Origin of the sequence: Kangsaoukella pontilimi, assembly GCF_009830125.1 — a bacterium.
Taxonomy (GTDB): Bacteria; Pseudomonadota; Alphaproteobacteria; order Rhodobacterales; family Rhodobacteraceae; genus Kangsaoukella; species Kangsaoukella pontilimi.
In genome coordinates this window covers 1,332,134-1,350,857 of the sequence record NZ_WUPT01000001.1, presented here as the reverse complement: position 1 = coordinate 1,350,857, position 18,724 = coordinate 1,332,134, and the positions used below count along the sequence as shown (strand labels likewise).

Here is an 18,724-nt window from a genome sequence, read left to right as displayed (position 1 = left end):
TTTCTTCTGCTCGGAAATACTCCGGGGTGTGGGGCGGAGCCCCACGAAAGGCTTCACGGCACCAGCGTCAGCCGGTCGCCCGAGATCTCGATCCGCTCGAAGCGGCTGAGATAGCTCATCCCCAGAAGCGAGCCGGGCATTTCGCCCTCGTTGATCGCCACAGGCACATTCCGCTGGACGCTGGTGCCCAGGCGCACTTCGTCCACGGTGGTGTGCGCCGTCGAGACCTCGCCATTGGCGGTCCGGGCGCGGCCGACGAAGGGGATGGCGTCCACGTCGATGCCCGCACGCTCGGCGTCTTCGCGGGTCAGAACGATATCCGTGGCGCCGGTGTCCACGAGAAAATCGACCGGCGTGCCGTCCAGCTCGACAACCAGATGAAAATGCCCCGAACGGCTGCGCGGCACTTCGATCCGCGCACCGCCATCAATCACCGCCTGTTGCGGGATCAGGTCACCCCTGACATCGTCCCAGAGGCCATAGGCCGCGACGAAAGCGAAGAAGATCATCCCCCAGGCAGACGCCATGCGGAAGATGCGGCCGAAGCCGCGGCCGTATTCGGCAAGAAACCATCCGCCGATCAGCGCGATTAGAATGATCAGATAGATCAGGGACGGGGCGTCGACGTTTTCCATAGCATCAAGATAGGCGCTTACGGTGCGCGCCGAAAGGTCAGCTCGCGAAACCGTATGCTTTCAGCCCGTCGAGGATGAACTGGACCGACAGCGCGGCCAGCAGCATTCCCAGAAGCCGTGTCGTCACGTTGATGCCTACAGGGCCGAGAACACGCTCGAGCGTGGGGGCGGCAAGGAAGAACAGTAGCACAAGCGCCAGGACAGCCGCCATGACGCCGTGAATGGCCGCGATCCAGCCCCAGTCGCCGGGAGCTTCCGAGGTCAGCAGGATCATCGTGGCAATAGCGCCCGGACCCGCGATCAGAGGGATGGCGAGCGGAAAAACGGACGGATCGTCATCCTCTTTTTCGCTATGGGTCTGATCCTCGCGCCGTTTGGTCCGGCGCTCGAACAGCATGTCGAGCGCGGTCAGAAACAGAAGAGCGCCCCCCGCGATCCGGAAGGCCGGCATGGAAATGCCGACGAATTCCAGCACCGCCTCGCCGAATAGGCCGAAGACTGTGAGCACCCCAAAGGCCGTCAGAACCGCCCGAAGCGCGATCCGGCGGCGCAGCGCGGCGTCCTGCCCCTGGGTCAGAGCGACGAAAAGCGGCGCAAGGCCCACCGGGTCGATGATGACGGCCAGCGTGACGAAGGCGGTGATGAAGGGGGCGTATTCTGCCAGCATGTCCGACTTGGATCACGTCGCGGGCTCACGGGCAAGCCCGTCAGCCGCCCGCAGCCTCCAGCCGTTCGAGCGCGCGCATCCAGAGCGCCTCGGCGCGTTCCAGACCTTCCTCGACCTCGGCGAATTTCTTCTGCCAGCCCTCGGTCTCGGCGATGCGGTCGGCCTCGTACATGGCGGGGTCGGCCAGCTTCTTTGCCAGACGCTCGCGAAGTTCGGTCAGCTTCTCGACGCGCGCTTCTGCGGTCGACACCGCCTGTCTCAGTTCCGCGATCTGCTGGCGGGACGGTTTTTCGGTGCGCTGCTTGGGTTTTTCGGCCTTGGGCGCGGGCTGGTCCAGAAGCATCCGGCGATAGGCATCCAGATCCTCTTCGAAGGGAACGACCGCACCCTCCTTCACAAGCCATAGCCGGTCGGCCACGAGGCCGAGGAGGTGCATGTCATGGCTGACGAGGATCACGGCCCCCGAATAGTCGGTCAGCGCTTCGACCAGCGCCTCGCGGCTTTCGATGTCGAGATGGTTGGTCGGTTCGTCGAGTATCAGAAGGTGCGGCGCGTCATGGGTGGCCAGAAGCAGCGACAGCCGCGCCTTCTGCCCGCCGGACAGCCGCCCTGCCACGGTCTCGGCCTGCGCCGCGCCGATCCCGAAGCCGCCGAGCCGCGCCCTGAGCTTGGCCGGAGTCTCGCCGGGGTAAAGGCGGCGGATGTGCTCGAGCGGTGTTTCGTCGGCATGCAGCTCGTCCAGCTGGTGCTGCGCAAAATAACCGATCCTGAGCTTCCGCGCCCGCGTCACGCGTCCGCCCATGGGATCGAGCTTGCCCGCGATCAGTTTGGACAGCGTCGATTTTCCCTCGCCGTTCCGCCCGAGCAGCGCGATCCGGTCGTCTTGGTCGATGCGAAGCGTCAGACGCTTCAGGACGGTGTGGTCGCCATAGCCGACCGACGCGCTCTCCATGTTGACGATGGGGGGCGACAGGTCTTCTGGCGCGGGGAAGGTGAAACGGCGGAGCGCCGCCTCGGCGGGGGTCGTGATCGGCGTCATCCGGGCAATCGCCTTCAGCCGCGACTGCGCCTGCCGCGCCTTGTCGGCCTTATAGCGGAAGCGGTCGACATAGGACTGCAGATGCGCGCGCCGGGCCTCCTGCTTCTTGGCCTCGGCTTCCGCGGCCGCCAGCCGCGCGGCGCGGGTCTGGGCGAAGGTGTCGTAGGGGCCGTTGTAAAGCGTGAGCTTGCGGTCCTCGAGATGCAGGATCGACGTCACCGCCCGGTTCAGAAGGCCCCGGTCATGGCTGATGACGATGACCGTATGCGGGTACTTCGCCAGATAGGTCTCGAGCCAGAGCGCGCCTTCGAGGTCGAGATAGTTCGTCGGCTCGTCGAGAAGGAGAAGGTCCGGCGCCGAAAACAACACGCCGGCCAGCGCCACACGCATCCGCCAGCCGCCCGAGAAGGCAGAGCAGGGCATCGCCTGTTCCGCCTCGGTGAAGCCCAGACCGCGCAGGATGACGCTGGCGCGCGCCTCGGCCGACCATGCGTCGATATCGGCAAGCCGGGTCTGCACCTCGGCGATGCGGGCGGGATCGGTCGCCGTTTCCGCCTCGGCCAGAAGCGAGGCGCGTTCCTCATCTGCGGCCATGACCGTGTCAAGAAGAGACACCTCGGACCCCGGCACCTCCTGTGCCACGCCACCGATCCGCGCGCCCTTCGGCACCGCGATGTCGCCACCCTCGAGCGCCAGTTCGCCGCGGATCAGCCGGAAAAGCGTCGTCTTGCCCGTGCCGTTCCGCCCGACAAGGCCGACCTTGTGCCCGTCCGGCACGAAAGCCGACGCGCCCTCGAAGAGGGGGCGGCCTTCGACGGCGTAGCGGATATCGGAGAGCCTCAGCATGAGACGGCGCTTAGCAGAGGGACCGGGGGGCGAAAAGCGGGGAAGTTGTGCGCGCGGTCGGGCTTTCCATCGTCCGGCGTCCATGCTAGGCGGGCGCCGGAATTTGACGGGGCTCTCCCCAAGGACAAGAGGCAAGACACAATGGCGACCGAACGCACGCTTTCCATCATCAAACCCGACGCGACCAAGCGCAACCTGACCGGCAAGATCAATGCCAAGTTCGAAGAGGCCGGTCTGACCATCGTCGCTCAGAAGCGCATCCACCTGACCAAGGCGCAGGCGGGCGAGTTCTACAAGGTCCACGCCGAGCGTCCGTTCTATGACGAGCTCTGCGAGTTCATGGCCTCGGCTCCGGTCGTCGTGCAGGTTCTGGAAGGTGACAACGCCATCGCCAAGAACCGCGAAGTCATGGGCGCCACCAACCCCGCCGATGCAGCCCCCGGCACGATCCGCGCCGAGTTTGCGGAATCCGTGGGTGAGAACTCGGTCCATGGCTCGGACGCCGCCGAGACCGCTGCCGAGGAAATCGCGTATTTCTTCGCGGGCATCGAAATCGTCGGCTAAGCTGCCGCGACGAGCAATCAGGAAAGGCCGCCCCGACCGGGCGGCCTTTTTTCTTTGGCTGTGACGTTCAGCTCTGTCTGATGCCGTGACGGTCGAGGAAATCGGCGAGATCCGCTGGCAGGCCTGACCCCGGCGAACCGGCGGCAGCCGCTTTGATCGCATCGAACCGCGCGCGGAGCGCGACCTTCTCGGCCCCCTGCGCATCGTTCCACGGACGGCCCTGAAGGCCCATGACCATGGCATAATACCCGATGAAGTGGGGCCGCGTTCCGCTCGCGATCAGCCGGCGATAGGCCTCGTCCGGCCCGAGTGCGCGCAGCTCGTCGGCGCTGGTGATCCCGGCGCGCGCGAAAGCGGCGTCGGAGGCGGGGCCGAGATTGCGGATCGAGGAAACGGGCGCGGTCATACGCCCGGTATAGGTCCGCGGGCGGCCGAGCAGAAGATCAGATCAAGGCCCAGTCGTCGAACTTGTGAGGCGGTGCCTCTTTTTCGGGGGGCGGGCCTTTTGGCTCCTTCGGCGCGGGTTGTCCGGTCTGGGTCGGGGTGCGATCGGTGTCGATCATGGCCCTCTCCTTGGATAGCGGCGGGTCCTTGCCCGCAGTCGAAGGCTTTCAGGAGGGCGTGCCGAGGGGGCGGCGACGAGGGGGTAATGCTGTGGCCATTTCGGGGCAGGGGAATGCCCGTATGAATTGTGGCGACATTGTGGCGCGATTGGGGCGGCGATTTTCTGCGCGCGACAGGGGGGCAGTCATGGGTGTGGCGCGGTTTTCCACAGAGGGCGTTCAGAGGCCGAACCCGTCGAATCAATGGATTTTTCGTATTCGGATGGTCGGGTCAGCTTTTTTACGGTTAATTTTCAGGAGATTATTCGCGAATCGGCAACAGTCCGATCATGAGGCCCGCGTTGTCCTCGAAGGGAACTCCCGAGAGGTTACCCACAGCCCGATTCGGGTGGATTCGGCGGGTTTTTGCCAGCCCAGGCCGCCCAAATTGGGGCAACTCCCACCCGATTTTGACACATTTCGGCCAAACTTGCCCGCAAATACCACCTGAGGTTGTATTCTTCATCGGTTCGGACGATGCGCAAGAGGTTACCGAAACCTTACCATCGTCTTCGGGCCGGGGGGACAGTCGCCGGGCCAGACAGTAACGCCGCAGTTCCCGCGGTACTTAACAAATGTGCATGTAAGGAGATCTGAAATGCGCGACCTTTTCATGAATTTTGCCAAAGACGAAGGCGGCGCGACGCTGGTTGAATACGGTGTTGCTCTGATCGTCGCTATTCTCGTCGGTGGTACAACGCTTTCGTTGCTTGGTGCTGACGTGCAAGCCAACGTAAACGGCGGTTGTGCCGCTCTGGACTATGGCACTGTTGGTACGGACGGAAGTATCACAGGTGCTGGCGACGCAACCTGCTGATCTGTGCAATAGGAGTATCAAAAATGCTAAATAAGTTTCTTAACGACGAGTCCGGTGCAACGCTTGTTGAATACGGTGTTGCGCTTCTGCTTGCCATTATCGTCGGCGGCACGGTTATGACCGGTCTTGGGTCTGCGACCCAGTCCAACATGCAAGACAGCTGCTCGTCGCTGGCGCCTGCAGGAACGACCGGCGTTTCAGTCACAGTTGCAGACGGCACTTGCTGATCAAACTTCGCATAAATCAGGGGCGCAGAAATTGCGCCTCTGATTGGCATCACAGAGGGTAGAGTCTTGATGAAGAAAATTGCTCAAAAACTGAACTTGTTTTGTGTGTCCTCTTCCGGAGCGACCCTTGTGGAATACGGCGTTGCACTGATCGTAGCTATTGTGGTTGGGGCCTCTGCGATCTCTGCACTCGGTACCGCCGTAGGCAACGAAATCGCCGAAACCGCCAGCGCCTTTTGAGTTGTAGCCTCCAACGCTGCCAAGGAGTAAACCAATGCGTATCCGTTCTCTCATCGTTACAATGGCCGGCATGGCCTTGGCTGGCGCCTCGCTCTATGCCTCTCAGGAACTTCTGAAGGTTCAGCCGGCGACCGCGTCCATCGACCCGCAGGCACCCGCGCTTGTCAGCGTCGTCGTCGCGGCCCAGGACATTCCCTTCGGCTCGACCGTCGAAGGTCACAAGCTGACCACGATCCAGTGGCCTGCCGAAGCGGTGCCGCCGGGCATCTTCAGCGATTACTCGGTTCTGCTTCCCGCAGACGGAAACGAACCCCGTCGCGCCAAGCGCGCGATGGCGCAGGGCGAGCTGGTCCTTGCCAACAAGGTTTCGGACTTCGGTGAGAAAGTCACGATCACGCAGACGCTTGCCAAGGGCAACCGCGCCATGGCGATCACCGTGAACGCCACAACTTCGGTCGGTGGCTTCGTGACCCCGGGCGATATCGTCGACATCGTCCTGACGACCGGCGGTGGCGGCTCACTACGTGCACTCACCATCCTTCAGTCGATCCGCATCGTCGGTGTCGACCAGCAGGCCGATGAGCAGGCCGAGAACCCGAACATCGCGAAGACCGTGACCGTCGAGGTAACCCCTGAGCAGGGACAGAAGCTCGCGCTTGCCCAGAAGGCCGGGACGCTCAGCCTGTCGCTGCGCGGCCTGACCAACGACGAAGATCAGCCGATCGAGTCGATCCGCCTGTCCGACATCATCCGCGACGAAAGCCCGACCGAAGAGGGTCCGAAGGCCACCGTCACCGTCCGCCGTGGTGCGGTCGCGATGGAAGAGGTCGAGGTCAAGGAACGCGACCAGGCGGTCAACTGACCTGAAATCCGACGCTGGCCGGCACGTATTGGCCCGGCCAGCGCCAAAATTTGAACGAAAGTTTTCGGTATCTCGAACGAGGGGTGTTGCCATGTGGACCCGCGTTAACGGTATGACTGTGTCCAGGTTCAAGAAAGACGAAGACGGAGCGATCCTTGTCTTCTTCGCGCTCTGCTGCGCCGCCATCTTCCTTGTCGCAGCCCTGTCCTTTGACATCGGCCGCCGTGCCTCTACCCAGACCGAAATCCAGTCCTTTACTGACCATGTGGCCCTTGCCGCGGCGGGCGAACTGAACGGGTTTCCGGGTGCGATCCAGCGCGCCAAGGCGGCCGCCGATCAGCTGATCCTCGACGAATACGTGATCGGCGACGGAGACAAGGTTCTCGGCCCAGGCGACTTCCAGATTTATTTCTACGAAACGCTGCCCGATGATGACGAAGAAGACCTTGGCATTGCGGTCGGACAGACCAACCCGCCGCTTTCGGACACCGATCCGGCCAGTGATGCCCTCGCACGGTTCGTTCGCGTCGCGCTTCTGGACGACGGCACGAACGATACGCGGATCACGGTGCCGTGGGTCTTCGCCCGTCTTCTTACGATCTTCGGCACGAACACGCTTCCCTCCGAGCTGATCGGCGCGGAATCTGTTGCGGGCTACACCAGTCTTGCTTGCGATGTATCGCCGGTCTTCTTCTGCATGCCTGAGGGCAATAGTCTCATGTCGGGCGAGCCGTGGGATCCTGCGGATCATATCGGCCAGACCATTCGGCTTCGCGACGGTGACGGCGGCGGTGGTCAGGGCGGACCCTATTGGGAGCCCGGCAACTTTACCTGGCTCGATATCCGCGAGCAGGTGCCGGATACGGTCGTCGATCTGGACGGACCGTGCCAGGGCCTTTCGGGTAACAACCTGTACGAATGCCTCTTTGCAGCCGAGGGAGGCGCCACGCTTTGTTTCGAAAACGGGCTTCTGACGACATTGCCCGGCCAGAAGGAAGGCAACGTGGCGGCGGTGTTCGATACGAGGTTCGACATCTATTCGTCGTCTTCGAGCCAGGTTGCGGATGATCCGACTTATCGTCCTGCGCCAGTTGTGAACAAGGCGTATGAGGCAGATGGCGTGTGCGGTTCAGGCCAAACGTCGACAACCACGACCATGGCTTTGCCGCCGGATGACTGTTTCAAGTCAACAGCAGCCGATCCTTTTGGGACTTGCGGCAACTATTCGGGCGAGCTGCGCTACGGGAATGCGGATTGGGAAGATGGTCGACTTAAGTATGTCGAGACGAACTATTCCCGCGACTTTGACAGTACAGGGACGATCCTTTCGGGTGACATCACCACTGGCGGTGAAATGATGACAATCGCTGGCGAGGAGTATCACCGCGACGATCCTTTCCGCCCGGAAGCCGTTTATGGGACCGACTACACCGCACAAGATTTGATCGACGCCGGCTTGGTCCAGAGGGAAGCCGATGGAACTCCGAGTGTCGATGGAGCGGGCAATCAGATTCCAGATCCCGATCAGCTGACCAAAACCTCGATGATCAATCGGAATCTGCCTGCTGGCGCGACGCCCGTTGATTATAGCAATTTCCCGATCATCCCGAATGGGTCAACCAAATGGGACTATTACCAGGCCGAAGTCGCGGGCTCGCTCTATCAGGTGCCGAATCTCGTCTTCAATCTCGATCCGGACAACACCGTCGACACCTTCAATGATGAAGCGGACGGGGCCAGTCTTATTGTCGAAGACATTTCGGGCCCTGGCGAAGAGGCTGTGCTTGTTCCGCGCCCCCGCGAGCTTATTCGGGATATCGAGGGTCCGACCAACTACGATCGTCTCGGGTCCACCAATCCGTACTGCTCGCGTGTGGCCGACGAAAGCAATTTCTCGCTTGATCCCAGGCGTCGGACGCTTGTTGCGGCAGCGGTGGATTGTGGGGCGCAGAAGATCAGCGGCAAGACGACCGACGTGCGCGCCACTTATTTTGTCGAGGTTTTCCTGATCAGCCCGTCTGATGACGATCCGGTCGACAAGAAGAAGAAGGAAATTTTTGTTGAAATCATCGGTCCCGCGCTGAACACCGGCGAGACCCAGGTGCGCCCGGGCCGGTTCCGGAACCTGGTTCAGCTTTACCGTAACCGTCCGCTCGGAGTGGCCGAGTGATGCGCGCGGTTCGTTTCCTCCAGCGCTTCAAGCGGCGCGAAGACGGGGCGGCTCTGGTCGAGTTCGCACTGATCCTGCCGCCCTTCCTGCTGGCCTTCTTCGTTATCGTCGAGTTCTCGCGGCTGTTCTTCAGCTACCAGGCGGCGGTGCAGGGCGTGCGGGATGCGACGCGCTACATGGCGCGGATCACGGCGGAAGATTCCTGCGCGGGTCAGACCTCCACAAGCACGCCGTCTTTCGGCACGCCCGAGACGGGCACTTCGGGCGACGTTTTCTATCCGATCGTCTTCCGCAATATGGCGACTGAGGTCGATACGCTGCTTCCGGCGAATGTGACGCTGGTGAACGTCAAGTCTCGCATCAAATGCGTGGCAGGCGCCTTCCGCGATCCGATCGTGCCGGTGGCCGAGCTTGAGGCCCAGTTCCGCATCACCTTCCCGCTGGTGGGTATTCTCGAGTTGAACGGGCAGCCGCTGCTCGACCCCATCGATCATATCGTGAACGATGAATCGCGGATTTATGGCATATGAAACAGTATCTTGTTCATAAGGATATGTGCCGGCCACGTGGCTTTCTGCGGCGCGAGGATGGCACGACGATGGTCGAATTCGCGATCTGCATCAGCCTCTTTCTGCTGATCCTCTTCGCGATCCTCGATTTCGCGCGGCTCGGCTATACCTGGGTGTCGGCCGAGAAAGCCGTGCAGCAGGCGGCCCGTACCGCATCGCTGAGACCGGCGGTCTGTGATGGCGTGCCACCGTTCCATTTCCGCTCGCTCGGCACTCCGGATCAGTATCCGGCAGGCACGCTTTGCTGGGATGGGACGCAGGGGGTCTGCGAGGTGCCGTCGCCGGTGCCGCAGTGCACGCTGCAATCCGCCCTGACGTCTGGCGATCAGGTCCGTCAGGATGCCGCGCAGAATATCTGGGACCGCATGGCGCCACTTCTGCCCGACAACCTGTCGGCGGCGAATGTGCGTATCACCTATGGCCACGACAATCGTCTGGGCTTTGTCGGCGGACCCTATGTGCCGGTGATCACAGCCGAGCTGATCGGCGTGGGCGACAACAACTGCAACGGAAACCCGTGCTTCACCTTCGTCACACCGCTCTCGGCGCTTGCCGCGAACGCGGGTGCCGCCGACACCAGCGGCGTGCCGGCGAAGGGCGGTACAATCCCCTTCCCGGGGATCAGCGCCACGGTGCCGGGTGAAGACATCAATTCTGGAATGAACGGCTAACGGGCCGCTCGGGGGCAAAAGGTCAGGACAAAGATAATGAGCAACAGTTCCATTCTTCTCATTTCTGCCGACGAGGATATTGCGAAGTCAGTCGGTGGCGTTCTGGAAGGCCTCGAGGGCGTCAAGCTGTCTCGGGAATCGTCCAGCGTCTCGAAGCTGAACGGCACTGCGGTCCGCATGGCCGCCGATCATAACGTGGTGATTTTCGCCACCGATCCGTCGAACGCGGCCGACCTGTCAGCAATCGAAGTGCTGACAGAGCAGCGCGGGCCCGACACGGTCTATCTCGCTCTGACGGATGGCGATCTCCCGCTGTCCAAGGTGCGCGCGCTCAGCCGCTCGGGCGTGGACGATGTTCTGCCCTATCCGATGCCGGACAGCGAACTTGCCGAGCAGGTCAATACCTGGATCGAAAAGCGCCGCGCGGCGCTGGTCGAGAAATACAGCGGCGACAAGGCCGCAAAGGGCCGGGTCATTGCCGTTCAGCAGGCGCGGGGCGGCATCGGCGCCACCACCGTCGCCGTGAACCTTGCAGATCAGCTTCTGGACCGGAAGGGTGCCTTCAAGAAAGAGGCCTCCAATCGGGTCATCCTCGTCGACATGGACCTGCAATTCGGGACGGTTGGCGACTTTCTCGACATCGAAGGAAAAGGTGGGCTGATGCAGTTGGCGTCGGAAAGCTTCCTTCCGGATGTCGAATGGATCGAGCAATCGATTGACCGTACGCCCAACGGGCTGGCCGTGCTGTCGGCGCCATCCAGCTTCGTCCCGCTGGAAGCGATGCAGCCGCAGCAAGTCGAGGCGCTGGTGCAGACGCTGAAGACCATGTTCGACTATGTGGTGATCGATATGCCGCGTGCGCTGGTGACTTGGCTCGAGCCCATTCTGACGGAATGCGACCAGTTCATGATCGTCACCGATACGTCGGTGCCGTCGATCCGCGCCACGCGGCGCCTGATGGATTTCGTTCTGGCCGACAATGTCGAGCTGCCGATCGAGATCGTGATCAACCACGAGAAGAAGCCGATGTTCAAAGCCGAGCATCACAAGGAAGCCTCGCGAGCGCTCGACATGCCGTTCAACCACTGGATCGCCCATGATCCGAAGGCGGCGCGTCAGGCGGTCGATTATGGAAAACCCCTCAGCGAAGTGGCCGCCCGGTCGGAAATCGCCAAGGGGATTGCCGCACTGGCCAAGGCAACGCTTCAGGCGCTGCCGAAGGACCAGGCGAAAGCACGAGTGTAAGGAGACCACGATATGTTCAAGTCATTTGGCAAAACCGACAAGGCCGCCGCGACCGGCAATGGTACCGTGGTCAACATGGATCAGGCCGCCGCGCAGGTGACGAGCCAGGCGTTGCGTTCGCTGACCAACACCGACAAGGAGTTGACGGACCGGCTGGAGCTGAAGACCCGTCTGCACGAAGCGCTGCTGGAGCGGCTGAACCTGAGCGTTATCGACAAGGTCGCGACGGACGAGCTCCGCCGCGAGGTCGCGAACCTCGCCCAGGTGGTGCTGGCCGAGGAAAAGCGGCCGATGCGCACCGAGGATTTCAAGAAGATCGTCGACGAGCTGATGGACGAGGTTCTGGGCTATGGCCCGCTCGAGCCGCTTCTGGCCGACCCGACGATCAACGACATCCTCGTGAACGCCCATGACAAGGTTTACGTGGAACGTTTCGGTATCCTGGAAAAGGCGAATGTCCGCTTCAGGGACGAGCGTCATCTGCTTCGGATCATTGACAAAATCGTGTCGTCAATCGGTCGCCGCGTCGATGAAAGCCAGCCCTGGGTCGACGCGCGCCTGCCGGATGGCAGCCGTGTGAACGCGATCATCCGTCCCTGCGCCATCGACGGGCCGAGCCTCTCGATCCGGAAATTCTCGAAAAAGCCGATCCTTCTGGAGAAGATGATCGAGCTTGGCTCGCTTTCCGAACCCGCTGCGGCGCTTCTGAAGGCGCTGGTCGAGGCGCGTATGAACATCCTGATCTCGGGCGGTACCGGCTCGGGCAAGACCACGCTTCTGAATGCCATGTCGCGCTCGATCAGCCCCAACGAGCGGATCGTGACGATCGAGGACGCGGCGGAACTGCAGTTGCAGCAGGAGCATGTCGTCCGCCTCGAAACCCGCCCGCCGAACCCGAACGGGGCAGGCGCCATCTTCCAGCGCGATCTTGTGAAGAACGCGCTCCGGATGCGTCCTGACCGCATCATCGTGGGCGAGGTCCGTGGCGCAGAGACCTTCGACATGCTTCAAGCCATGAACACCGGCCATGATGGCTCGATGACCACGGTCCACGCCAACACCGCCCGCGACGCGCTGAGCCGTCTTGAACAGATGGTGTCGATGATGGGAATGGAACTTCCCCTTTCGGCGGTGCGCAGCCAGATCGCGGCAGGCATCAACGTGGTCGTTCAGCTCAACCGTCTGTCCGACGGTAACCGGAAGGTGGTCAGCGTCAGCGAGATCACCGGCATGGAAGGCGAGACCATCACCATGCAGGACATCTTCGTCTTCAAGAAGACAGGCAAGGGTCCGAATGGCGAGGTGCTTGGCGACTTCATAGCGACGGGTATGCGCCCGAAATGCGCCGAGCAGCTGCTGGCGGCGGGCGTCGACCTGAGCCAGACCAACTTCCTGTCGCGGGGAGCGTGATCGATGGAACAGATCAGAGAAATCATCGAACTCGTCGACCTTCAATTCGTGATCTACCTGGGCGCGTTCCTGGGCGCGTTGCTGGTCCTCGAGGGTCTTCGCCAGCTCCTGTCGCGGAGCGCGGGGGCGAAAGAGGCCAAGAGCCGCCGGATGCAACTGATCGCGAAGGGCGCGACGACCGAGGAAATCCTCAAGATCCTCAAGCCGTCCGAAAAGCGGTCTTTCGTCGAGCGTCTGCCTTTCGTGGGTGATCTTCCTACCGTGCTCCGGCAGGGCGGGATCACCATGGCGCCTGGCGCCTTCCTGATGACCTGTTTCGCGGCTGCGGTCGCGATTTTCGTGATCGCGACGCAGTTCATGAACGTCGTGAATGCTGCAGCTTTGGCTTTCGTCGTCGGCCTCTTCCTGCCGATTATCCAGGTTCGTCAAAAGCGGAACGAACGCCTGACCAAGATGGTCGAACAGCTTCCCGATGCGCTCGATCTCATGGCGCGGGGTCTGAAGGTGGGTCACCCGCTGAACACGTCTTTGCAGGCGGTGGCCAACGAGATGCCAGACCCCATCGGATCGGAATTCGGGATCGTGGTGGATCAGGTCAGTTTCGGTGACGAACTGACAGAAGCTTTCCGCGACTTTGCCGAGCGCATCGATCAGGAAGATATCCATTATCTTGCCACGTCCATCGCAATTCAACACGGTACGGGTGGCGATCTGGCTCGGGTGCTAAGCGTGATGTCCCGAACGATCCGCGACCGGCTGAATATGCGCAAGAAAATCAAGGCGTTGTCGGCAGAGGGGCGTTTGACGGCGGCCTTCCTGAGCTTCATCCCGATCCTGATTTTCGTGGTGATGCAGATACTGACGCCGAGCTACTACGGCTCGATCGCGAATGAGCCAGAGGCAATCCCACTGGGCATTGCAATTGTTACCTTGACGGTCCTGAACGCGCTCATCCTGCGTAAACTCGTCAACTTCCGCTTCTGAGGAGGGCGCACACATGTTTGAACAAATCACAGCCTTTTTCGGAAATGTCGGCTCGGCCTCGGGTCTTATCATTCTCGGCATCTTCATCGGCTCGCTTCTGATCGCCTACGGTTTCTTCGGGGGGCTCGTTGCCTCGGACCCCGTGGGGCGGCGCTATCACAGCGGCCGGCCGCTCAAGCGGCGCACCTCCTTCGAAGCGGGCCTTCTGAACAACGCGGACGTCGACCCCAAGGGCCTGATGAAGGCGCTGATGCCGCAGAGCCGCGAAAAGCGGACGCAAATCCGGCGTCAGCTCATGAATGCCGGTATCGTCGGTCAGAATGCGGTCGCGAAGTATTACACCATCCGGATCCTGCTCGCCGTTGCCTTGCCGGGCGCCTATCTTCTTCTCCTGGCGCTCCGTCAGCAGACTTTCCTGCCGCTTCCCGAGTTCCTGGCCGATTTTATCGACGGCCAGAGCAGGATGATGACGTATTACACGCTGACGGCGCTCTTGATCCTTGGGTTCTTCGGCCCGGCGCTCTGGCTTCGGTCCAAGGTGGATGAGCGGCAGCTTCAGGTCTCGGAAAGCTTCCCGAATGCGCTCGACCTGATGCAGGTTTCGATCGAATCCGGTCTTGGCTTTGACGCTGCGATGACCCGTGTGTCGAACGAAATGGAGATGTCGGCGCCTGCGATCAGCCAGGAATTCCGCCTCGTGCAGCTTGAGGTTTCGGCCGGCGGTGAGCGGGAAAAGGCGCTGATGGACATGGCTGCCCGCACGAATGTCGATGAGGTGCGGTCTTTCGCGAGCGTGATCCTTCAGTCGATCCAGTTCGGTACCAGTGTCAGCCAGGCCCTGACAACCTACGCCAGTGAGATGCGGATTTCGCGTGAGCTCAAGGCGCAGGAAATGGCGAACAAGCTTCCCGTAAAGATGTCGCTTGTCATGGCGGCGCTTATGCTGCCGGCGCTGTTCCTGTTGATTCTCGGACCCATTGCTATCCGCTGGATGAACACGTTCAGCAACTGAGCTTCCTGTCTCGCCGGTTGTGTCCGGCGAGACAATTTTTGGGCTTTAGGGGTATTGTTTCCCAAGTGGCCATGAAAGCTCAATTAGAGCGCGTATTTTTCGCAGATTTTGTGGTCCGCTTGACAAGATGGCGCTGCGTCAGCACGCTGAATGCGGATCGAGAGGTTCCAACAACAAAACGGTAAGATTCGAGCAGTTCGGCGAGGGTGATTTTCCCCTGCCGGGTAAAAGATTTTTTGGAGTAGTCACATTGATTGGCTTGAGGGGTGATAGGGACCAACCGGATTCACACGGTCTCGGCAGAGACCTCAGAATTCTGGACGGTATCGCGAGCTGGTGCGGAGCGGTTCATGGCTCCATGCCATTGGGCGAAGCCTTGTCCGCAATCTCGCAAGCTATCGGCGCCGAAGCCGCAGCGATTTCCCGCGATGCAAGACAACAGGGCCGGTCCCGTTTGGTCGCCGAGTACGATGCACGCGATACCGACCGTGAAGCCGCTCCCTTCCGTCGTCCGATGGCCGAAGACGTGCTTGGTGCATTCTACAATCGCGTGCGCTCGGGCACGGTCTGGTTCCTGTCCGACCACCTGTCCGACAGTGACTTCTCGACGAGCGCTGGTCTGTCGAACTGGCTCGTTTCGCGCAGTGTGGCGGATATCGTCGTCGTGGCCATCGAATCCACCGGACTTCAGCACGATTATCTCGAATTCCATTTCGATCACGTGCTCGGGCGTAACGAGAAAGCCGAGTTCGATACAGTCATGCCGACGCTCGTGAGGGCGTGGGCGGGGCGCAAAACCGGCCTCGTGACGCAGGCGCAGATGGATGAGCGTATGGTCCGTGCCCGCGCGCTGGCCAAGGAGAACCGGATCAAGCCGAGCGAACCCATTCTCGGCGTGTCGAACCCGGCCAAGCTGAGCCGGGCCGAATTCCGGGTCTGTCTGCTTCTCTCGCGCGGCTTGTCGGTAAAGGCTGTTACGGACGAGCTTGGTCTGTCGGAGTCGACCGTCCGCAGTCATCTGCGTTCGATCTATTCCAAGACCGAAACCACCGGCCTCGCCGAACTGGTCTATCGTATCCTTTCGGTGGCGAGCGATCCGGTGTCCGCCGACCGCAGGCTTGGCGCAAGCTACTGATCACCGCAAGAAGGCGAAGTCGCCGCAAAGCAAACTGGGCTGCGCGGAAAGCCTCATATCTTTTCGGGAAGTTTTGGCTCCGGCGGTAGGGATCGAACCTACGACCAATTGATTAACAGTCAACTGCTCTACCGCTGAGCTACGCCGGAACACCGGGGGCGATATAGCAATGGCGGCTGGGGACGTCCAGAGGGTCGAGCTGAAAAAATGCGCTTCGATCACACCAATTCAAACGAAGATCGCAGCGCCACTGCGGGTGTGGCCCGGATCAGCATTCTGCTCTCCAGATCAATGAGATGCGCAAGGACATTGCGTTCGGCAGCGGCGAGCAGCAGTGGCGCCACATCGGCATAGAGCCGGGCCGTGATTTTCGCCACGGTGTCCGCGCCCGAGCCGATGGCGTCGAGGATTTGCGCCTCGCGGGCCTCGCGGTGGGCGATCAGTTCGGACAGGCGACCGGCCGGGTCATGGATCACGCCACCATGGCCGGTCAGACAGCGCGCGGGCGCAAGCCCGATCAGGCGCCGGGACGTCTCCAGAAAGGCCGCGATATCGCCGTCCGGCGGGGATACGATCGTCGTGGACCAGTCCATGAGGTGGTCGCCGGAGAAGAGCGCCTCGTCCAGTTGAAAGGACAGGTGGCCGGCGAAGTGTCCGGGCGTGTGGAGGACGTCGAGCGTCCAGTCCTTGCCGGTAATCCTGTCGCCATCGCGCACGGCCCGATGCGGGGTGAACCTCGCGTCCAGGCCTTCGCCGCCCGCCAGACCACCTTCGGAGGCGAGCCTTTCCATGACGGCAGACCTGCCAGTTGTCGCCGGGCCGAAACCGATGATCTCGGCCCCTGTCGCCTGAGCAAGGCGGGGGGCGAGAGCGCTGTGGTCGGCATGGGCGTGGGTGACGAGGATATGGGTCACGGCCCGTCCGCCTGCCGCACTCAGGAGCGCGTCGAAATGAGCGGGGTCGTCGGGACCGGGGTCGATCACGGCCAGATCGGTCTCACCCACAAGCCACGTGTTCGTGCCCCTGTGGGTCATCGGCCCGGCATTCGGAGCGAGAAGCAGGCGGACGCCGTCGTCGATCTCGACTGGGGTGCCTGGCACCGCATCGGTCATTGGCTCTTTCTCTCGGGTCGGCTCCTCCTTAGGGTCATGCCATGCTGGGCCGGTTTCTGAAAGGCTATATGCCGCGATCACTTTACGGACGCGCCGCGCTGATCGTGCTGGTGCCGGTCCTGAGCATTCTCACGGTCATGTCGGTGGTTTTCATCCAGCGCCTCTACGAGGACGTGACCCGCCAGATGACCAGCGGCGTGGCCGACGAAGTCCGCTACATCGCCGAGGTTATCGACGCTGCACCGGATGCCACGACCGCGCGTGCCATGGCCGACGAGATCGCGTCGGCGCTCGACATGGGACTGACCTGGACGAATGCCGGGTTAGAGGCCCGGCGAGAGTGGATCGACCTTTCGGGTCTCACGGTGCGGGCGACGCTGGAGGAGAGGCTGCCCGGACTGGTGGCCGTTGATCTGGTCGGGGTCGACGGGCGCACGCAGCTTCTGCACGAGACTGACCGTGGCCCGGTTCTGCTGGACATTGCGCGGGGCCGCCTCAGCCCTAGGAATCCTCACCAGTTTCTGGTCCTGATTGGCGTCACCGCATTCCTTATGACGGCCATCGCGCTTCTGTACCTGCGGGGGCAGGTGCGCCCGATCCGTCGGCTTGCCGCCGCCGCTTCGGCCTTCGGTAAGGGGCGACGGGTCCAATATCGCCCCACGGGTGCCACCGAAGTGCGCGAGGCGGGCGACGCTTTTCTGGAAATGCGGGACAGGATCGAGCGGCAGATAGAGCAGCGTACGGTGATGCTGTCTGGCGTCAGCCACGATCTTCGGACGCCGTTGACCCGTATGAAGCTGGCGCTCAGCCTCATGGACGAGGGGCCTGAGCGGCGCGCGCTTGAGACCGATGTCACGGAAATGGAGATGATGCTGAATGCATTTCTCGATTTTGCGAAAGGGGCGGCCCATGAAAACGCCGAGACCGTGTCACTTGGCGAGATCGTGGAACAGGCGGTCGACCGCGCACGCCGTGCGGGCCAGCCTATCGAAACGGGTCCGGTACCTCAGGATGTCATGCTGAAAACGCATCCTCATGCCCTGGCGCGCGCTATCGACAATCTTGTTGGCAATGCCGTGCGCTATGGAAAAAGAGCACGCATGACCGCCGAGGACCTAGGGGACCGAATTGTATTCGCTGTCGAGGATGACGGGCCGGGAATTGCGCCGGAATTACGTGCCGAGGCAGTTAAGCCGTTCTCCCGTCTCGATAGTGCACGCAATCAGGATGACGGCTCGGGCGTGGGGCTGGGGCTGGCAATTGCGGCCGATATCGCGCGACAACACGGCGGGCGCCTCAGCCTGGGCGATGCGCGTGAATTGACCGGATTACGGGCGGAAATCATTCTGCCGAAATAATCCGGTCCTTCAGGCTTACATGACCATGTTTTCGGGTTTTTTCCCTTTGGCAATCGCGGCCTTGTACCAGGCGGGCTGACGGCCACGGCCGGACCATGTCTGGCTGGGGTCTTCCGGATTGCGATATTTGGCAGCGGCCTTCGATTTTTTTCTCTTTGCGGTGCCACCGAGAATTTCGTCGAGGCTCATGCCGTGTTTTGCAGCGACATCTTCGAGGGCCTTTTTCGCCTCTTGCCGTTTCTTTTCGGCAAATCCGGCAATCGCCTTGTCGACGTCTTTTCTGAGCGCTTTCAGTTCTTCCAGAGAGAGTTTGTCCAGGCTGATCTTAGCCATTCCCGGTCCTTTTCCGTTCATTAGAAACCGGTTGTTCTATTGCACAGGAATTGGCGCAATTCCAGAAATATCGGAATAAGCCTATTCATGCTCAAAGGCTGCGGGGAATGGCGGCGGAAAAAAGGCGTGGTAGGCCCGGAGGGACTCGAACCCCCAACCAAAGCGTTATGAGCGCTCTGCTCTAACCAATTGAGCTACAGGCCCGCCTGACGTTCTCGTTAGTCGT

20 protein-coding genes and 2 tRNA genes are annotated in these 18,724 nt (G+C 61.6%); 14 read left to right on the top strand and 8 right to left on the bottom strand.

Annotated features, from left to right (window positions below; all coding sequences use genetic code 11):
* Nucleotides 1-53: 53 nt before the first annotated feature.
* The 3 genes from GQ651_RS06705 to GQ651_RS06695 are packed head-to-tail and all read right to left on the bottom strand — an operon-like array spanning nucleotide 54 to nucleotide 3,187.
* Nucleotides 54-635 carry a retropepsin-like aspartic protease family protein gene (locus GQ651_RS06705; RefSeq protein ID WP_160763404.1) on the bottom strand — a complete coding sequence of 194 codons (582 nt, stop codon included), beginning with the start codon at nucleotides 633-635 and terminating at the stop codon, nucleotides 54-56.
* Between the two features lie 37 nt (nucleotides 636-672).
* Nucleotides 673-1,302: a MarC family protein gene (locus GQ651_RS06700; RefSeq protein WP_160763403.1), complete on the bottom strand. Its 630-nt coding sequence runs from the start codon at nucleotides 1,300-1,302 to the stop codon at nucleotides 673-675.
* Nucleotides 1,303-1,342: 40 nt separating this feature from the next.
* Nucleotides 1,343-3,187, bottom strand: a complete 1,845-nt coding sequence (locus GQ651_RS06695; protein WP_160763402.1) for an ABC-F family ATP-binding cassette domain-containing protein — start codon at nucleotides 3,185-3,187, stop codon at nucleotides 1,343-1,345.
* A 141-nt stretch (nucleotides 3,188-3,328) separates the two neighbouring features.
* Here GQ651_RS06695 and ndk point away from each other — a divergent pair, with 141 nt between their 5' ends.
* Nucleotides 3,329-3,751 carry a nucleoside-diphosphate kinase gene (ndk, locus tag GQ651_RS06690; RefSeq protein ID WP_160763401.1) on the top strand — a complete coding sequence of 141 codons (423 nt, stop codon included), beginning with the start codon at nucleotides 3,329-3,331 and terminating at the stop codon, nucleotides 3,749-3,751.
* 67 nt (nucleotides 3,752-3,818) lie between these two features.
* Here ndk and GQ651_RS06685 read toward each other — a convergent pair whose 3' ends face one another.
* On the bottom strand, nucleotides 3,819-4,157 hold the full coding sequence (locus GQ651_RS06685) for a TfoX/Sxy family DNA transformation protein (protein WP_160763400.1): 339 nt from the start codon (nucleotides 4,155-4,157) through the stop codon (nucleotides 3,819-3,821).
* Between the two features lie 794 nt (nucleotides 4,158-4,951).
* Between GQ651_RS06685 and GQ651_RS18665 the strand changes: the two genes are divergently transcribed.
* From GQ651_RS18665 to GQ651_RS06625, 12 genes are all read left to right on the top strand, one after another.
* Nucleotides 4,952-5,170 carry a Flp family type IVb pilin gene (locus GQ651_RS18665; RefSeq protein WP_227257979.1) on the top strand — a complete coding sequence of 73 codons (219 nt, stop codon included), beginning with the start codon at nucleotides 4,952-4,954 and terminating at the stop codon, nucleotides 5,168-5,170.
* A 23-nt stretch (nucleotides 5,171-5,193) separates the two neighbouring features.
* Nucleotides 5,194-5,397: a Flp family type IVb pilin gene (locus tag GQ651_RS18660; protein WP_227257978.1), complete on the top strand. Its 204-nt coding sequence runs from the start codon at nucleotides 5,194-5,196 to the stop codon at nucleotides 5,395-5,397.
* A 69-nt stretch (nucleotides 5,398-5,466) separates the two neighbouring features.
* Nucleotides 5,467-5,637 (top strand): Flp family type IVb pilin, encoded by a 171-nt coding sequence (locus GQ651_RS06670; RefSeq protein ID WP_160763399.1) that lies wholly within the window; start codon nucleotides 5,467-5,469, stop codon nucleotides 5,635-5,637.
* Between the two features lie 34 nt (nucleotides 5,638-5,671).
* Nucleotides 5,672-6,499 (top strand): Flp pilus assembly protein CpaB, encoded by an 828-nt coding sequence (gene cpaB, locus GQ651_RS06665; protein WP_160763398.1) that lies wholly within the window; start codon nucleotides 5,672-5,674, stop codon nucleotides 6,497-6,499.
* A gap of 28 nt (nucleotides 6,500-6,527) precedes the next feature.
* Entirely contained in the window at nucleotides 6,528-8,669 is a 2,142-nt protein-coding gene (locus GQ651_RS06660) for a TadE/TadG family type IV pilus assembly protein (protein ID WP_160763397.1), read from the top strand.
* A complete protein-coding gene (locus GQ651_RS06655; RefSeq protein WP_160763396.1) occupies nucleotides 8,669-9,199 on the top strand; it encodes a TadE/TadG family type IV pilus assembly protein in 531 nt (176 codons plus the stop codon). Before GQ651_RS06660 ends, GQ651_RS06655 begins: the two co-directional genes overlap by 1 nt.
* A complete protein-coding gene (locus GQ651_RS06650; RefSeq protein ID WP_160763395.1) occupies nucleotides 9,196-9,909 on the top strand; it encodes a TadE/TadG family type IV pilus assembly protein in 714 nt (237 codons plus the stop codon). The genes GQ651_RS06655 and GQ651_RS06650 overlap by 4 nt, the downstream gene beginning before the upstream one ends.
* Before the next feature lie 36 nt (nucleotides 9,910-9,945).
* Nucleotides 9,946-11,154 carry an AAA family ATPase gene (locus GQ651_RS06645; protein WP_160763394.1) on the top strand — a complete coding sequence of 403 codons (1,209 nt, stop codon included), beginning with the start codon at nucleotides 9,946-9,948 and terminating at the stop codon, nucleotides 11,152-11,154.
* Between the two features lie 12 nt (nucleotides 11,155-11,166).
* Entirely contained in the window at nucleotides 11,167-12,564 is a 1,398-nt protein-coding gene (locus GQ651_RS06640) for a CpaF family protein (RefSeq protein ID WP_160763393.1), read from the top strand.
* Between the two features lie 3 nt (nucleotides 12,565-12,567).
* Nucleotides 12,568-13,548, top strand: coding sequence for a type II secretion system F family protein (locus GQ651_RS06635; protein ID WP_160763392.1), 981 nt, complete (start codon nucleotides 12,568-12,570; stop codon nucleotides 13,546-13,548).
* Between the two features lie 13 nt (nucleotides 13,549-13,561).
* The gene (locus GQ651_RS06630) at nucleotides 13,562-14,560 is read left to right on the top strand and encodes a type II secretion system F family protein (protein WP_160763391.1); all 999 of its coding nucleotides are present in this window, start codon (nucleotides 13,562-13,564) and stop codon (nucleotides 14,558-14,560) included.
* Nucleotides 14,561-14,918: 358 nt separating this feature from the next.
* Nucleotides 14,919-15,695 (top strand): helix-turn-helix transcriptional regulator, encoded by a 777-nt coding sequence (locus tag GQ651_RS06625; RefSeq protein ID WP_160763390.1) that lies wholly within the window; start codon nucleotides 14,919-14,921, stop codon nucleotides 15,693-15,695.
* Nucleotides 15,696-15,769: 74 nt separating this feature from the next.
* Here the strand turns inward: GQ651_RS06625 and GQ651_RS06620 are convergent.
* Nucleotides 15,770-15,844, bottom strand: a tRNA-Asn gene (locus tag GQ651_RS06620).
* 69 nt (nucleotides 15,845-15,913) lie between these two features.
* Entirely contained in the window at nucleotides 15,914-16,807 is an 894-nt protein-coding gene (locus GQ651_RS06615; RefSeq protein WP_160763389.1) for an MBL fold metallo-hydrolase, read from the bottom strand.
* Nucleotides 16,808-16,848: 41 nt separating this feature from the next.
* Here GQ651_RS06615 and GQ651_RS06610 point away from each other — a divergent pair, with 41 nt between their 5' ends.
* Nucleotides 16,849-18,165 (top strand): ATP-binding protein, encoded by a 1,317-nt coding sequence (locus GQ651_RS06610; protein WP_160763388.1) that lies wholly within the window; start codon nucleotides 16,849-16,851, stop codon nucleotides 18,163-18,165.
* A gap of 15 nt (nucleotides 18,166-18,180) precedes the next feature.
* Here the strand turns inward: GQ651_RS06610 and GQ651_RS06605 are convergent, their stop codons facing one another.
* On the bottom strand, nucleotides 18,181-18,498 hold the full coding sequence (locus tag GQ651_RS06605) for an H-NS histone family protein (RefSeq protein WP_160763387.1): 318 nt from the start codon (nucleotides 18,496-18,498) through the stop codon (nucleotides 18,181-18,183).
* Between the two features lie 127 nt (nucleotides 18,499-18,625).
* A tRNA-Ile gene (locus GQ651_RS06600) sits at nucleotides 18,626-18,702 on the bottom strand.
* Nucleotides 18,703-18,724: the final 22 nt, after the last annotated feature.

Bases quoted from the DNA above. Each gene is read 5' to 3' on its own strand.
- GQ651_RS06670 (WP_160763399.1), top strand. From the start codon at position 5,467: ATGAAGAAAATTGCTCAAAAACTGAACTTGTTTTGTGTGTCCTCTTCC.
- GQ651_RS06700 (WP_160763403.1), bottom strand. From the start codon at position 1,302: ATGCTGGCAGAATACGCCCCCTTCATCACCGCCTTCGTCACGCTGGCC.
- GQ651_RS06625 (WP_160763390.1), top strand. From the start codon at position 14,919: ATGCCATTGGGCGAAGCCTTGTCCGCAATCTCGCAAGCTATCGGCGCC.
- ndk (WP_160763401.1), top strand. From the start codon at position 3,329: ATGGCGACCGAACGCACGCTTTCCATCATCAAACCCGACGCGACCAAG.
- GQ651_RS06695 (WP_160763402.1), bottom strand. From the start codon at position 3,187: ATGCTGAGGCTCTCCGATATCCGCTACGCCGTCGAAGGCCGCCCCCTC.
- GQ651_RS06610 (WP_160763388.1), top strand. From the start codon at position 16,849: ATGCTGGGCCGGTTTCTGAAAGGCTATATGCCGCGATCACTTTACGGA.
- GQ651_RS06650 (WP_160763395.1), top strand. From the start codon at position 9,196: ATGAAACAGTATCTTGTTCATAAGGATATGTGCCGGCCACGTGGCTTT.
- cpaB (WP_160763398.1), top strand. From the start codon at position 5,672: ATGCGTATCCGTTCTCTCATCGTTACAATGGCCGGCATGGCCTTGGCT.
- GQ651_RS18660 (WP_227257978.1), top strand. From the start codon at position 5,194: ATGCTAAATAAGTTTCTTAACGACGAGTCCGGTGCAACGCTTGTTGAA.
- GQ651_RS06640 (WP_160763393.1), top strand. From the start codon at position 11,167: ATGTTCAAGTCATTTGGCAAAACCGACAAGGCCGCCGCGACCGGCAAT.
- GQ651_RS06655 (WP_160763396.1), top strand. From the start codon at position 8,669: ATGCGCGCGGTTCGTTTCCTCCAGCGCTTCAAGCGGCGCGAAGACGGG.
- GQ651_RS06630 (WP_160763391.1), top strand. From the start codon at position 13,562: ATGTTTGAACAAATCACAGCCTTTTTCGGAAATGTCGGCTCGGCCTCG.
- GQ651_RS06635 (WP_160763392.1), top strand. From the start codon at position 12,568: ATGGAACAGATCAGAGAAATCATCGAACTCGTCGACCTTCAATTCGTG.
- GQ651_RS06615 (WP_160763389.1), bottom strand. From the start codon at position 16,807: ATGACCGATGCGGTGCCAGGCACCCCAGTCGAGATCGACGACGGCGTC.
- GQ651_RS06685 (WP_160763400.1), bottom strand. From the start codon at position 4,157: ATGACCGCGCCCGTTTCCTCGATCCGCAATCTCGGCCCCGCCTCCGAC.
- GQ651_RS06605 (WP_160763387.1), bottom strand. From the start codon at position 18,498: ATGGCTAAGATCAGCCTGGACAAACTCTCTCTGGAAGAACTGAAAGCG.
- GQ651_RS18665 (WP_227257979.1), top strand. From the start codon at position 4,952: ATGCGCGACCTTTTCATGAATTTTGCCAAAGACGAAGGCGGCGCGACG.
- GQ651_RS06645 (WP_160763394.1), top strand. From the start codon at position 9,946: ATGAGCAACAGTTCCATTCTTCTCATTTCTGCCGACGAGGATATTGCG.
- GQ651_RS06705 (WP_160763404.1), bottom strand. From the start codon at position 635: ATGGAAAACGTCGACGCCCCGTCCCTGATCTATCTGATCATTCTAATC.